At 72.6% G+C, this 12865-nt stretch carries 11 protein-coding genes; 6 read left to right on the top strand and 5 right to left on the bottom strand.

What is annotated here, in order from left to right:
• Window positions 1-71: 71 nt before the first annotated feature.
• Window positions 72-1010, bottom strand: coding sequence for an N-acetylmuramoyl-L-alanine amidase (locus ACFXGI_RS33210; protein ID WP_384714905.1), 939 nt, complete (start codon window positions 1008-1010; stop codon window positions 72-74).
• A 131-nt stretch (window positions 1011-1141) separates the two neighbouring features.
• The gene (locus ACFXGI_RS33205; RefSeq protein WP_384714902.1) at window positions 1142-1789 is read right to left on the bottom strand and encodes a class I SAM-dependent methyltransferase; all 648 of its coding nucleotides are present in this window, start codon (window positions 1787-1789) and stop codon (window positions 1142-1144) included.
• Between the two features lie 214 nt (window positions 1790-2003).
• Here ACFXGI_RS33205 and ACFXGI_RS33200 point away from each other — a divergent pair, with 214 nt between their 5' ends.
• Window positions 2004-3059 carry a right-handed parallel beta-helix repeat-containing protein gene (locus ACFXGI_RS33200; RefSeq protein WP_384714899.1) on the top strand — a complete coding sequence of 352 codons (1056 nt, stop codon included), beginning with the start codon at window positions 2004-2006 and terminating at the stop codon, window positions 3057-3059.
• Window positions 3060-3065: 6 nt separating this feature from the next.
• Here ACFXGI_RS33200 and ACFXGI_RS33195 read toward each other — a convergent pair whose 3' ends face one another.
• Window positions 3066-4076 (bottom strand): polyprenyl synthetase family protein, encoded by a 1011-nt coding sequence (locus ACFXGI_RS33195; protein ID WP_384714896.1) that lies wholly within the window; start codon window positions 4074-4076, stop codon window positions 3066-3068.
• A gap of 270 nt (window positions 4077-4346) precedes the next feature.
• Here ACFXGI_RS33195 and ACFXGI_RS33190 point away from each other — a divergent pair, with 270 nt between their 5' ends.
• The 3 genes from ACFXGI_RS33190 to ACFXGI_RS33180 all read left to right on the top strand — a co-directional run bounded on the left by ACFXGI_RS33190 (window position 4347) and on the right by ACFXGI_RS33180 (window position 9638).
• Window positions 4347-6221 carry a serine/threonine-protein kinase gene (locus ACFXGI_RS33190; RefSeq protein ID WP_384714893.1) on the top strand — a complete coding sequence of 625 codons (1875 nt, stop codon included), beginning with the start codon at window positions 4347-4349 and terminating at the stop codon, window positions 6219-6221.
• 81 nt (window positions 6222-6302) lie between these two features.
• Entirely contained in the window at window positions 6303-8435 is a 2133-nt protein-coding gene (locus ACFXGI_RS33185) for an acyl-CoA dehydrogenase (protein WP_384714890.1), read from the top strand.
• Window positions 8436-8447: 12 nt separating this feature from the next.
• Window positions 8448-9638 carry a lipid-transfer protein gene (locus tag ACFXGI_RS33180; RefSeq protein WP_384714887.1) on the top strand — a complete coding sequence of 397 codons (1191 nt, stop codon included), beginning with the start codon at window positions 8448-8450 and terminating at the stop codon, window positions 9636-9638.
• An 18-nt stretch (window positions 9639-9656) separates the two neighbouring features.
• Here ACFXGI_RS33180 and ACFXGI_RS33175 read toward each other — a convergent pair whose 3' ends face one another.
• Together ACFXGI_RS33175 and ACFXGI_RS33170 are read right to left on the bottom strand one after the other, a co-directional pair.
• Window positions 9657-10082, bottom strand: coding sequence for a hypothetical protein (locus ACFXGI_RS33175; RefSeq protein ID WP_384714884.1), 426 nt, complete (start codon window positions 10080-10082; stop codon window positions 9657-9659).
• Between the two features lie 132 nt (window positions 10083-10214).
• Window positions 10215-10631: a DNA-binding response regulator gene (locus ACFXGI_RS33170; RefSeq protein ID WP_384714953.1), complete on the bottom strand. Its 417-nt coding sequence runs from the start codon at window positions 10629-10631 to the stop codon at window positions 10215-10217.
• A 254-nt stretch (window positions 10632-10885) separates the two neighbouring features.
• Between ACFXGI_RS33170 and ACFXGI_RS33165 the strand changes: the two genes are divergently transcribed.
• Together ACFXGI_RS33165 and ACFXGI_RS33160 are read left to right on the top strand one after the other, a co-directional pair.
• On the top strand, window positions 10886-11740 hold the full coding sequence (locus ACFXGI_RS33165) for a MaoC/PaaZ C-terminal domain-containing protein (RefSeq protein WP_384714881.1): 855 nt from the start codon (window positions 10886-10888) through the stop codon (window positions 11738-11740).
• A 34-nt stretch (window positions 11741-11774) separates the two neighbouring features.
• Window positions 11775-12854: a Zn-dependent alcohol dehydrogenase gene (locus ACFXGI_RS33160; protein ID WP_384714878.1), complete on the top strand. Its 1080-nt coding sequence runs from the start codon at window positions 11775-11777 to the stop codon at window positions 12852-12854.
• Window positions 12855-12865: the final 11 nt, after the last annotated feature.

Here is a 12865-nt window from a genome sequence, read left to right as displayed (position 1 = left end):
GGCGGGCGGGACCATGGTACGGAGGTTCCCGGCAACCGAGAGGATCGGGGCGGCAGGCTGTCCCCGGGGGATTACCCGCCCAAGAAGCCGACGATGCCGTCCGCGATGCCCTGGGCAGCCTTCTGCCGCCACTCCGGACTCGTCAGCAGCGCCGCGTCCTTGGCGTCACGCATGTTGCCGCATTCGATGAACACCTTGGGCCGGGTCGAGAGATTGAGTCCGCCCAGATCGTCGCGGACCACCAAGCCGGTTCCGCTGCCGAGGTAGTTGGCGGGGGCGGAGCCGGTGGTCCGGGCGAAGTTCGAACCGATCTTCTCGCCGAGGTCGCGCGACGGGCCGACGATCTTCGCGGTGTCCGCGGCGCCGCCCTTGACCTTGGCCGGGAGGATGATGTGGTAGCCGCGGTTGCCCGAGGAGACGCCGTCCGCGTGGACCGAGACCACGGCGTCGGCGGCGGCCTCGTTGCCGATGCGGGCGCGTTCGTTGATACAGGGGCCCCAGGCGCGGTCGGCCTCGTGGGTCAGGGCCACCTTGAGGCCCTTGGCCTCCAGGACGGTGCGCAGCCGGCGCGACACGTCGAGGGTGAACTCGGCTTCCTTGTAACCGGCGTTGGTGGTGGTGCCGGTGGTGTCGCATTCCTTGCGGATGGTGCCGATGTCGACCTTCTGGTCGATCTCGGAGGTGTGCTGGAAGTTTCCGGTGTTGTGGCCGGGGTCGATGACCACGGTCTTGCCGGCGAGCGGGCCCTTGGTTTCGGGGGCGGTCGCCGTCGATGTCGGGGTCGAGGCCTGGGTGGGCGAGGGGGCGGCGGCCGGCATCACGATCCGGGGCGGACGGGCGTCGTCCGCACCCGCGCCGGTGGTCACCTGGACGAGGACCCACCCCGCCAGGAGGGTCGGGGCGAGTACGGCGGCTCCGACGGCGAGGCCGGAGCGGCGCGTGAACCACCGTCGGTCCGGGCTGACCGAGGAGGCGGACTCGGGGGAGGGGGGACTGTCGTCGTAGCGCACGTTCGCGATGCTAGACCGGCTGCCCGCCGTCGGCGCGGACCGTGGGCCATATGGGGGCGTGGTGCGCTTATCCGCTTATACGTGCGCCGCCGGGCGCGGGCCCGAGCCCGGCGGACACTCCGCAAGACCCCCTAGATCCCCGGCGCGGTGCGGCGCAGGATGCGGAGGGAGTCGGTCACCGAGACCTCCTCGAAGGCGCCGGAGGCCAGGGCACGCAGGTAGATCCGGTACGGGGCCTGGCCGCCGTCGGCCGGGTCGGGGAACACGTCGTGGATGGCGAGCGTGCCGCCCTCGGCGACGTGCGGGGCCCAGCCCTCGTAGTCGCCGGCGGCGTGCTCGTCGGTGTGGCCGCCGTCGATGAAGACGAAGCCGAGCTTGCCGCCCCAGGCCGCCGCGACCTGCGGGGAGCGGCCCACGATCGCGATGACGTGCTCTTCCAGGCCCGCCTTGTGGAGGGTGCGGCGGAAGGCCGGGAGGGTGTCCATCAGTCCGACCTCCGGGTCCACGACGCTCGGGTCGTGGTACTCCCAGCCCGGCTGCTGCTCCTCGCTGCCGCGGTGGTGGTCGACCGTGATCGCGGCCACCCCGGCCTCGCGGGCGGCGTCGGCCAGCAGGATGGTGGAGCGACCGCAGTACGTGCCGACCTCCAGGAGCGGCAGCCCGAGCGCCGCCGCGGCGGCGGCCGCCTCGTACAGGGCGAGGCCCTCGCGTACGGGCATGAACCCCTTGGCCGCCTCGAAAGCGGCCAGGATCTCCGGCTTGGGGGTGGCGGGCGCCATGGGGTTCCTCCGGCAGTGCTGTGGTGGGCTGGGCTGGGCGCCCATGGTGCCCTACCGGCTGGTAGCGCACCATGGCGGGGGCCGACCCTTCCGTCGCGCCGGGGCGGCGGAGCCCGTACGAGTGGCGGGCGGGGCTCCCTCCCCGGGGGACCGGCTGCGGCGCGCCCCCTTCCGCGCCATGGTCCGCTTATTCGATATACGCACTTTGGCCGCCATGTTCAGACTCGGAGTCCTCGCCGCCGCGGCGGCAGCCCTCGCGACCGTGGTCGCCCCGCCCGCCGCCGAGGCCCACGCTCAGCGGTTCGTGCCGTGCACCGCCGCCGCGCTCCGGGACGCCATCACCACGGCCAACGACGTCGCCGGGCCCGCGCGGCTCTTCCTCTCGCCCGGCTGCACGTACACCCTCACGGCCCCCGACAATCCGGGCAACGGTCTGCCACAGGTGACCGGCGACATCACCGTCGTGGGCAACGGCAGCACGATCCTGCGCCGGTCGGCGACCGGCTTCCGGATCTTCGAGGTCACCGCTCCGAACGGCAGGCTCACCCTGAACGACCTGACGGTCCGCGGCGGCCGGTCGGAGAGCGGAGGCGCGGGCGGCGGCGGCATCGCCAACGCGGGCGTGCTCACCCTCGACTCCGTCACGGTGACCAGGAACGTCTCGGCGCTCTCCGGGGCCGGCGGCGGCATCACCAGCTCCGGCACTCTCAACCTCCGCAACAGCACCGTGAGCCACAACATCTCCACGAACAACGGCGGCGGCGTCTACAGCGCAGGCACCGCGAACATCTCGAACACCACCATCACCGGCAACACCGCCAAGGACACCGGCGGCGGGCTGGACGCACGCGGCAGCCTGACCCTCGGCGGCAGCCGGGTGACCGACAACGCCGCCAGGCTCGACGGCGGCGGCATCAGCGCCTTCATGCTGACGGGGACCGTCACGGACACCCTCGTGCAGGGCAACGAGACGGCCGAGGACAACGACGGAGGCGGTGGCATCCTCAACCGCCGGTCGACCCTGACCCTGGAGCGGACCACGGTCTTCGCCAACCGGGTCGTCGAGACCGGGGCGACGGGCGGCGCGATCTCCGACATCTCCGGCGCCTCGCTCATCCTCAGGAACAGCTCGGTGACCGGCAACTACGCAGGCGGTGCTCCGGGCGGCATCTTCAACAACGCGAGCACCGTCTCGCTGACCGCCACCACCGTGGCGGACAACTACCCGACCAACTGCGCCCCCGGTGTGTTCGCAGGCTGCGCCGGCTGACGCGTCCTACACGGCGGCCGGGGCCGGGGCGAGATGCGCCCGCAGGAGCATCCGCGACGAGTGGTCCACCAGGTGCCGCATGACCGGCAGATGGCGCTCGTGGCCCCCGAGTACGGAGAGCAGGCGGTGGGCCTCGGCGCGGAAGGCGTCGAGGTCCGCGGCGTACCGGTCGAGCACGTCCGGCGCGAGGAGGAGGCCGCCGAGCTCCGCGCGCGCCTGCCCGCAGCGGCGTGCCGCGATGCTCCGGCCCAGGATGTCCTCCCGGACCGCCGGTGTGGCCGCGTCGTCGAGGGCGCAGGTGAGCAGGTAGGTGACCGTCCCGTTGTGAAGGTCTTCATTGCGGCCGGTCAGGATGTCTTCCTGATCGTTGAACAACTGCCACAGGATGCCGAATACGTATCCGAACTCCCGCCACAGTTCCACTCTTTCGCCACTTGCGCCCGCCAATATCGCCGCCATCGCCGTGATCATCGAGTACGGTCCGCCGGATTTCCCGCGGTAGGTCTCGATCACCGATTTCCGGGTGGCGTGCTCGGCGTCGGCGTCGATATCGGTCAGCTGTCCCTCGGTGCCGACCGCCCAGCCCGTCGCGACTTCGGCCGTCAGCGCGACCTGGACTTCGGCCGGTACCGGGAGCGAGCGGATGATCCGGATCGGCAGCACCGTGCCGCTGAGTACCGAGGCCAGCAGCGCTTCGTCCTGGCCGATGCTGTCGGAGGCCGTCGTGCCGTGCCCGTCGGCGAGGTCGTCGAGGTAGCAGGCCGAGGTCCACCAGAGCACGTGCACGGCGGCCAGCGGGGCGGCCGGTCCGGGGTTTCCCGTTTCGATGGCGTGCACCATCATCGGGAGCACGGAGAGGGGATGCCGCATTTTTTGATGCCTGAGGAGTCTGCTCACGGCGTTCCTGGCGGCGCCCGCCCCCGAAGCGGGAGTGAGCGTCGAGACAGCGGCTTCCAATTCCGCCTGGATGTCCTGGGCGACGTGCCGGTGGAGGTCCACATACGTGATGCAATTCACGGTCTTTTCCTTCCTGAAATGAATTGGGCTCGGCGTCAACGCCCCAGATTCGGTCATTTGGCGCGGAGGGATCTAGAGCGATTTCCGGACATGACCTGTTCCGGTCCGGCCCCAGTGCGTGCCGGGCGGGCCGGATCCGCGAAACCGGACCCGCCCCGCAACCGGCAGCCGAAGTCGGCCAGGCCGAAACCGCGCCCGGCTTCCCCGCCAAAGCCGCTTACCCTGAGGCCAGTTCGGCCGACCACAGGGGATGACGGGGGAACGGGCAGCATGAGCAGTGGGGTCAGTGACGACCAGGACGACAACGTCGACGGCGGCATCAAGCCGCTCGCGGCCACCGATCCGAGCCGAATAGGTCCGTACCTGCTGCTCGGGCGGCTCGGCGCCGGCGGCATGGGGCGGGTGTACCTGGCCCGGTCCGAGGGCGGGCGGACCGTCGCGGTGAAGGTGGTGCACGAGGAGCACGTCTCGAACGCGCAGTTCCGGGCCCGCTTCAGACGTGAGATCGATGCCGCCCGGCGCGTCGGCGAGCGGTACACCGCACCCGTCATCGACTCGGACCCCGATGCCGAACGGCCGTGGGTCGCGACCGGATACGTGCCGGGGCTGTCGCTGGAGCAGATCGTGCGCCGGCACGGCCCCCTGCCCGTGGAGTCCGTGCACGCCCTCGCCGACGGGCTGCTGCACGCGCTGGCGGACATCCACTCCGCCGGGATCGTGCACCGCGACCTCAAGCCGTCGAACGTGATGCTGACCGTCGAGGGCACGCGCGTCATCGACTTCGGCATCTCGCGGGCCCTGGAGACCTCCGTCGAATCGCTGCTCACCAGTACCGGCATGATCGTCGGCTCGCCCGGGTTCATGTCGCCCGAGCAGGTGCGCGGGCAGCGGGCGGGGGCGAAGAGCGACGTGTTCACGCTCGGCTGCGTCCTCGTGTACGCGGCCACCGGCCGGCTGCCCTTCGGGGCCGGTGTCTCCAACCAGCACGCGGTGATGTTCCAGATCGTGGAGGCCGAGCCGGATCTGGAGCAGGTCGGCGACGAGGCGCTGCGAGCGCTCATCGGCCGCTGCCTCGCCAAGAGCGTCGACGAGCGGCCCGGCGTGGAGGAGCTGCTGGCCGATCCGGAGCGGGTGCGCCCGGTTGCGCGCGGCGGGGCCTGGCTGCCCCCGAAGGTCGTGGCACGGCTCGCGCAGCAGGCGGCGCGGCTGCTCGACGCGGAGGCGGTGCCCCCGGAGCGGGAGACGGTGGAGGCCGGCTCGGAGCCCGCGGACCGGGCGACCCTCGGGCTGCGGCCGAAGGACGAACCCGTCGCACCGGCGGCGGGGCCGGCGGCCTTGGACGCCGCCGCGGGGAGCGGGCGGCGGCGCAAGCGGCAGTGGACCATCGCGGTACCGGCGGTCTTCGTGCTCACGATCGGCGGCGGCACGGTGGCCCTGATCCAGCCGTTCGGGGGCGGCACGTCGCCGCAGGCCTCGCCCGCGAGCAGTGCTCCCGTGACGCCCGGGGGCGGCGGTTCGCCTTCCGGGGCGAGCGGTTCGCCGGGCGCGGGCCCGCAGAGCCCGCAGGCCCCGCAGGGCGGGGCGGCGGGCGGGGGCGCGCCCGGCGGCGGCTCCGGGACCCCGGGCGGCGGCAACGGCGCGGGCACCGGCGCAAACACGGGCACCGGCGCGGGTCCCGCCGCCGGGGGCACCGGTACGGGCTCAGGCCCCGGGGGGTCGGGCCCGGCGGGCGGCGGCTCCGGTACCCCGCCGGGCGGAGGGGGCTCGCCGGGTGGCGGGGGTACCCCGGGCGGCGGGGGCTCGTCCGGCGGAGACGCGGTTCCCGCGTACTTCGTGGGCTCCTGGGAGTACAAGGAGCAGTTCAACATCGACCAGCCGGTCACGGTGACCGTGTCGCGGACCGGGGCGGTCCGGCTGGTCAGCGATTCCAACATGGGCCATTGCGAGAACATGGCCAAGGTGGTGTCGGTGGCCTCCGGCGGCAGCCGCATCAACATCGGTTCGGCGGCCGTGGACAGGAGCAAGTCGAACGGCCAGTTCTGCGGGGTGCTGGACGCGTCGTTCTTCACGAAGAGCGAGCCGAGCGGACTCCAGCACAACGTGGGGCCCGCGCACGGCGACGGCTACTACTACCAGCGGTCCTGATCCCGCGGTTCCGGTACCCCGGCGAAGGAACACAGTCATCTGACCTTCCGTCAGATTGGAACGTGTTCTAGCCTGCCCGCCATGGGCATCGGAATCACGCAAGAACAGCGGGAGTTGGCCGCGGCGGTGCGCGGCTGGGCGGCGCGCGCCGTGCCGCCCGAAGAGGTGCGCAAACTGCTCGACACCCCGCCGCGGACCGGGGTGCGGCCCGCCTACTGGGACGCGATGGCCGCGCAGGGGCTGCTGGAGCCGCACCTGGAGGGCGGCACCCTGCTCGACCTGGCCGTCGTCGTCGAGGAGGCCGCCCGGGCGGCGCTGCCCGGGGCGTTCCTGCCGAGCGCGCTGGCCTCCGTACTGCTCGACCGGGCCGGGGCGCAGCCCCTCGCGGGGAGGGTCGGCGCCGTCGCCCTCGGCCCCGGCAGCCTGACCGCCGTCGCCGTCGAGGGCGGCGGGCACCTCCTCGACGGGCTCGCGCCCCCGGTGCTCGGCGCCGGCGAGGCCGACCTCGTCCTGCTCGCCGCCGAAGCCGCGCACGGGACGTGCTGGTTCGCCGTGGACGCCGCCGCGCTGGACATCCGTACGCACGACAGCGCCGACCCGACCCGGCCCACCGCCGAGGTGCGCGCCCGCGGGGTCGCCGTCACGGCCGACCGCGCCCTCGATCTCGACGCGGCCCTCGTCCGGGACCTGGCCTGCGCGCTGTTCGCCGCCGACGCCTGCGGCACCGCCGCCTGGGCTGTGCACACCGCCGCCGAACACGCCAAGGTCCGCGAACAGTTCGGCCGCCCCATCGGGCGGTTCCAGGGCGTCAAGCACCTGTGCGCCGACATGCTCGTACGCCTCGAACAGGCCCGGGCCCTGGCCTGGGACGCAGCCCAGGCGGCGGACGAGCCGGCGCAGGTGCGCTCGCTCGTGGCGGCGCTCGCCGCCGGGAGCGCGCTCGACGCCGCGTACTCCTGCGCCAAGGACTGCATCCAGATCCTCGGCGGCATCGGCTTCACCTGGGAGCACGAGGCCCACATCCACCTGCGCCGCACGATCGTGGCCCGGCAGCTGCTCGGCGCCGGGGACGGGCACCGCGTACGGGCGGTACGGCTCGCGGCCGGCGGCGCGCGGCGGGAGCTGCGCCTCGAACTGCCCGCCCGGGCCGAGACGTACCGGGAGCGGGCCCGGGCCGCCGTCGAGGACGCGCGCGGTCTCGATCCGGCCGCCGCCCGCCGGATCCTGGCGCCCACCGGGTACGCGGCCCCCTACCTGCCGCCCCCGTACGGGATCGGCGCCGGACCCGTCGAACAGCTCGTCGTGCAGCAGGAGCTGGCGGCGGCCGGGGTCAAGATCGCCGACCTCGGGATCGCCACCTGGGTCGTGCCCTCGCTGCTCGCGTACGGGACGGAAGAACAGCGCGAGGCGTACGTCGCGCCCACGCTGCGCGGCGAGCTCACCTGGTGCCAGCTCTTCTCCGAGCCGGGCGCGGGCTCGGACCTGGCCTCGCTGCGGACCAGGGCGGAGCGGACGGCGGACGGCTGCTGGAAGGTCAACGGACAGAAGGTGTGGACGAGTTCCGCGCACAGCGCCGACTTCGGGATCCTGCTGGCCCGGACCGATCCGGCCGCCCCCAAGCACAAGGGGCTCGGCTACTTCGTGGTCGACATGCGGGGCACCCCCGGCATCGACGTGCGCCCGCTCAGGGAGATCACCGGAGAGGCGCTGTTCAACGAGGTCTGGTTCGACGACGTGGTGCTGCCCGCGGACGCCCTGGTCGGGGCGGTCGACGGGGGGTGGAAGGTCGCCCGCAACACGCTCGGCAACGAGCGGGTCCACATGGCCGACCAGATGACCTTCGACACCGGTCTGGAGGCTCTGATCGCGCGCTCGGCCGAGCTCGACGGCGCGTACCGGGCGCGGATCGGCGCGCTCACCGCCGAGGCGCACGCCCTGGCCTGCATCGGGCTGCGCACCACGCTCCAGCAGGTGTCGGGTCTGGAGCCCGGAGCCGGTGCCTCCGTACGCAAGCTCGTCCAGACACCGCACCAGCAGCGGACCGCCGAGCTCGCGCTCGAACTGCTGGGCCCGGCGGGCGCGGTGCGGGAGGGGGCGGGGGAGCGGGCGGTGCACGGGATGCTCATGTCCCGCTGCCTGACCATCGCCGGGGGCACCACGCAGGTCCAGCTCAACGTCGTCGCCGAGCGGATTCTCGGCCTTCCCAGGGACTGAGGGGCAGCAGTGATGAAGTCGTACATCGTGGGCGTCGGCATGACGAAGTTCGAGAAGCCGGAGTCGCGGGACTGGCAGTACTGGGACATGGCGAAGGAGGCCGGGACGGCGGCGCTGGCTGACGCGGGGATCGCGTACGACCAGGTGGAACAGGTCCCGGTGGGGTACTGCTTCCAGGCCTCCACGGCCGGCCAGCGGGCCGCGTACGAGCTGGGGCTGACCGGGGTCCCGGTCTACAACGTGAACAACAACTGCGCGACGGGCTCGACGGCGCTGATGATGGCGCGGCAGTTCGTGGAGGGCGGGATCAGCGACTGCGTGCTGGCGCTGGGCTTCGAGAAGATGAAGAAGGGCGCGCTGGGCGGCGGCGCCGACGGAGGGGACTTCAAGACCTCGCCGGTGGCCCGGCACTACGGGATCATGGCCGCCGGGCACGGCTTCGAGATGTCCCCGCCGACCGCGCAGATCTTCGGGAACGCGGCGCGCGAGCACATGGAGCGGTACGGGACCACGGCCGCGCAGCTGGCCATGGTGGGGGCGAAGAACCACCGGCACTCGGCGAACAACCCGAACGCGCAGTTCCAGGACGTGTACACGGTGGACGAGATCCTCGGGGCCAAGCCGATCCACACGCCGCTGACGAAGCTGCAGTGCTCGCCGACCTCCGACGGGGCCGCGGCGGCGGTCGTCGTCTCGGAGCGGTTCGTGGTGCGGCACGGGCTGCACGACAAGGCGGTGGAGATCGTCGCGCAGGCGATGACGACGGACACGGAGGCCTCGTTCGCCTCCGGCTCCTGCATCGACGTGGTCGGCAAGCCGATGACGCGGGCCGCGGGGCGGCAGGTGTTCTCGGCGTCCGGGCTCGGGATCGAGGACGTGGACGTGATCGAGCTGCACGACTGCTTCTCGGTCAACGAGCTGCTGACGTACGAGGCGCTGGGCATGTGCGACGAGGGCGCCGGCGGCAAGCTGGTGGAGTCGGGCGCGACCACCTACGGCGGGCGGTGGGTGGTGAACCCCTCCGGGGGCCTGATCTCGAAGGGGCACCCGCTGGGCGCGACGGGTCTGGCGCAGGCGGCGGAACTGGTCTGGCAGCTGCGCGGCCAGGCCGGCGCCCGCCAGGTCCCGGGCGCCCGGACCGCCCTGGCCCACAACATCGGCCTGGGCGGCGCGGCGGTGGTGACGATGCTGCGCAGGGGCTGACCCCGTCCGGGGCGCCGGTCAGAGCTTCTCGATGTCCTTGTGCACCACTTCGCCGAGGTGGTCGCCGGCCAGGCGCACCTTGAGCGGGTGGCCGGCCGGCGCCTTGATGATCTGGTCGTGCGACTCGATCAGCCCGGTGCCGTTGCAGGAGGGCTCGCTGGTCAGGTTGGACCAGCCGGTCACGTCGTGCGGGTCGTTCCACGACACCCAGGCGCAGTCGCGCTCGCCGCTGACGATCTCCACCGAGATGATCTTGACCGAGTTCACCGCGCCGTCGACGCGCTGGTAGGTCACCTTCGCGGTGTTGTGGTGGAGGGCGGCGGTGCCGGCCTCCAGCTCCACCGTGAGGATCGGGCCGGGGGTGTCGGCGGCGGCCGGCGCCGCTCCCGCGGCGAGCGTGGCGGCCACCAGGGCGATGGCGGCGGGAAGGGCGGATATGCGCATGATTCCTTCTCCACAAAGCTTGGTTGAGGGAGCCTCATCCTGGTCCGGTGAGCGGACCGGCGCTGCGGTGGAATCCGTCAAATCGCCGGCCGGTATCGGCCACCCGCCCCGCCCCGCCCCTCGCGCGACGCCCTACGCTTCGAGCGTCGGGTCCGTGACGGCCTCGCCCGTCACGGCGCGGCGGACGGCGTCGGCCAGCGCTCCGGGAGGGTCGTCGCGCAGCACCACCCCTGCCGCCCCCGCGGCGAGCGCCCCCTCGACCAGTCCCGGCCGGGCCGAACCGGCCAGCAGCAGCACCCGGCACTCCGGGGCCTCGCGGCACACCGCCGCCACCTCCGCGAGCACCTCCGGCCGGTCCGCGTCCACGAGCGCCACCGCGGGACAGGCCGTCAGCGCCGCGGCGCCCACGTCCGCGCCGGGCGCGACTCGGGCGACCACGTCGAGATCCGGCTCCAGTCCGAGCAGGACGGCGAGCGCACCGGCCGGGGTGCCGGGGCCCTCCGCCAGCAGGACCCTCAGTGACCTGGTCGTACGGAAATTCCGGGGCATCTCGTCCACCCCGCAAGCCTAAGTCCCGACCCGTCGCGCTTCCCGGCAACACGCCTCGGCCAAACGCGTCCTGACACGTAGTCAGGAGTCTTCCCAACTGGTGGGACGTGCGTTATACATGCCTTCACCGACCCTAGAACGCGTTCTAGAACCGGTCCCGCAAACGACCTCGGTGCGGCCGACGGTGCGGACGGCCGCACCGAGGTCTTCCACGCAATGCGAACCGAAGAACCGAACAAGGAGCAGCATCCTCAATGCCGATCGATGCCGCCAGGGCCCTCGCCGCAGACCCCCGCCAGGGGGAGATCGCCTGGGACCACAAGGACATCCAGCTCTACCACCTCGGCCTCGGGGCCGGCCGCCCCGCCACCGACCCCGACGAACTGCGCTACACCCTGGAGTCCAAGCTCCACGTACTCCCCAGCTTCGCGACCGTGGCCGGCGCCGGCATGGCCATGATGGGCGGCCTCGCCGCGCCCGGGATCGAGGTCAACCTCGCCCACGTCCTGCACGGCGGCCAGTCCATCGAGCTGCACCGGCCCATCCCGGTCAAGGGCAGCGCCACCTCCTCCGCCAAGGTCGCCGCCCTCTACGACAAGGGCAAGGCGGCGGTGATCGTGCTGCGCACGGAGGTGGCGGACGCCGACGGGCCGCTGTGGACCAGCGACGCGCAGATCTTCGTACGCGGCGAGGGCGGCTTCGGCGGCGACCGCGGCCCCTCCGTCTCGTCCGAGCTGCCCGAGCGGGCGCCCGACCGGATCGAGGAGCGGCACATCCGGGAGGAGCAGGCGCTCCTGTACCGGCTGTCCGGCGACTGGAACCCCCTGCACGCCGACCCCGAGTTCGCCAAACTGGCCGGCTTCGACCGGCCGATCCTGCACGGCCTGTGCTCGTACGGGATGACCCTCAAGGCCGTCGTCGACACGGCGCTCGGCGGGGACGTCTCCCGGGTCCGCGCCTACCGCACACGCTTCGCCGGGATCGTCTTCCCGGGCGAGACCCTGCGGATCCGCATGTGGGAGGAGCCCGGGCAGGTCCGGGTCGCGGTGACCGCCGTCGACCGGGACGACGCGCCGGTCCTCGCCGACACCGTCGTCGAACACGCGTAACGCCAGACCCTCGCGACACACAAGGAGCCGCACCGTGCGCGCAGCACTGCAGAGCGAGATAGGCCAGGACAAGCTCGAAGTCGTCGACGACATGGAGACCGCGGGCTTCGGCCCCGGCAAGGTCAGGATCCGCATCAAGGCCACCGGCCTGTGCCATTCGGACCTCTCCGCGATGAGCGGCGTGCTGCCGCAGCCCGCCCCCTTCATACCCGGCCACGAGGGCTCGGGCGAGATCGTGGACGTCGGCGACGGGGTCACCGGCCACGCCATCGGCGACCGGGTGCTCGTCTGCTGGCTGCCGCCGTGCGGACACTGCCCCGCCTGCAAGCGCGGCCAGGGCCACCTGTGCCTGGAGTCCTTCGCGAACGTGGCCACGCCCAACTTCCGCCGCGCGGGCGGCGGGGACATCTTCGGCTTCGCCGGCACCGGCACCTTCGCCGAGGAGATGGTGGTGCCCGCCGCGTGCGCCGTGCCGATCCCCGACGACCTGCCGTACGACATCGCCGCGCTGATCGGCTGCGGGGTGACCACCGGCCTCGGCGCCGCCATCAACACCGCCAAGGTGGAGGCCGGGTCCTCGGTCGCCGTCATCGGCTGCGGCGGCGTCGGCATCTCCGTCATCCAGGGCGCCAAGGTGCAGGGCGCGGCGCAGATCATCGCCGTGGACCCGGTGGCCTCCCGGCGGGAGGCGGCGCTGCGCTTCGGCGCCACCGAGGCGGTCGCACCGGAGGCCTTCGGCGACGCCAAGAACCGGATCACGGCCGGCGAGGGCTTCGACTACGTCTTCGAGGTCGTCGGCAAGTCCGCCACCACGCACACCGCGTACGAGATGACCCGGCGCGGCGGCTCCGTCGTCGTGGTCGGCGCGGGCGCGCTCGACGACAACTACTCGATCAACATGTTCTCGCTGTTCTTCGACGAGAAGAAGATCCTGCCGTCGATGTACGGGGGCGGGGACGTGCTCCGTTCGTACGAGCGCACCATCGCGCTGTGGCGGGCGGGCCGGGTGGACCTGGCGGGCCTGATCACCCACCGGGTGCACCTCGGCGAGATCAACGACGCCCTCGACCAGATGCGTACGGGCGTGGCCCTGCGCACCTGCATCGAACTCTGAGAGGAATCCGG

The sequence above is a fragment of the Streptomyces sp. NPDC059355 genome (genome assembly GCF_042752335.1).
Taxonomy (GTDB): domain Bacteria; phylum Actinomycetota; class Actinomycetes; order Streptomycetales; family Streptomycetaceae; genus Streptomyces.
The sequence above is the reverse complement of the archived record's forward strand: the minus strand, read 5'-3'. Positions and strand labels throughout refer to the sequence as shown.

Bases quoted from the DNA above. Each gene is read 5' to 3' on its own strand.
- ACFXGI_RS33170 (WP_384714953.1), bottom strand. From the start codon at position 10,631: ATGCCCCGGAATTTCCGTACGACCAGGTCACTGAGGGTCCTGCTGGCG.
- ACFXGI_RS33165 (WP_384714881.1), top strand. From the start codon at position 10,886: ATGCCGATCGATGCCGCCAGGGCCCTCGCCGCAGACCCCCGCCAGGGG.
- ACFXGI_RS33205 (WP_384714902.1), bottom strand. From the start codon at position 1,789: ATGGCGCCCGCCACCCCCAAGCCGGAGATCCTGGCCGCTTTCGAGGCG.
- ACFXGI_RS33175 (WP_384714884.1), bottom strand. From the start codon at position 10,082: ATGCGCATATCCGCCCTTCCCGCCGCCATCGCCCTGGTGGCCGCCACG.
- ACFXGI_RS33180 (WP_384714887.1), top strand. From the start codon at position 8,448: ATGAAGTCGTACATCGTGGGCGTCGGCATGACGAAGTTCGAGAAGCCG.
- ACFXGI_RS33200 (WP_384714899.1), top strand. From the start codon at position 2,004: ATGTTCAGACTCGGAGTCCTCGCCGCCGCGGCGGCAGCCCTCGCGACC.
- ACFXGI_RS33185 (WP_384714890.1), top strand. From the start codon at position 6,303: ATGGGCATCGGAATCACGCAAGAACAGCGGGAGTTGGCCGCGGCGGTG.
- ACFXGI_RS33190 (WP_384714893.1), top strand. From the start codon at position 4,347: ATGAGCAGTGGGGTCAGTGACGACCAGGACGACAACGTCGACGGCGGC.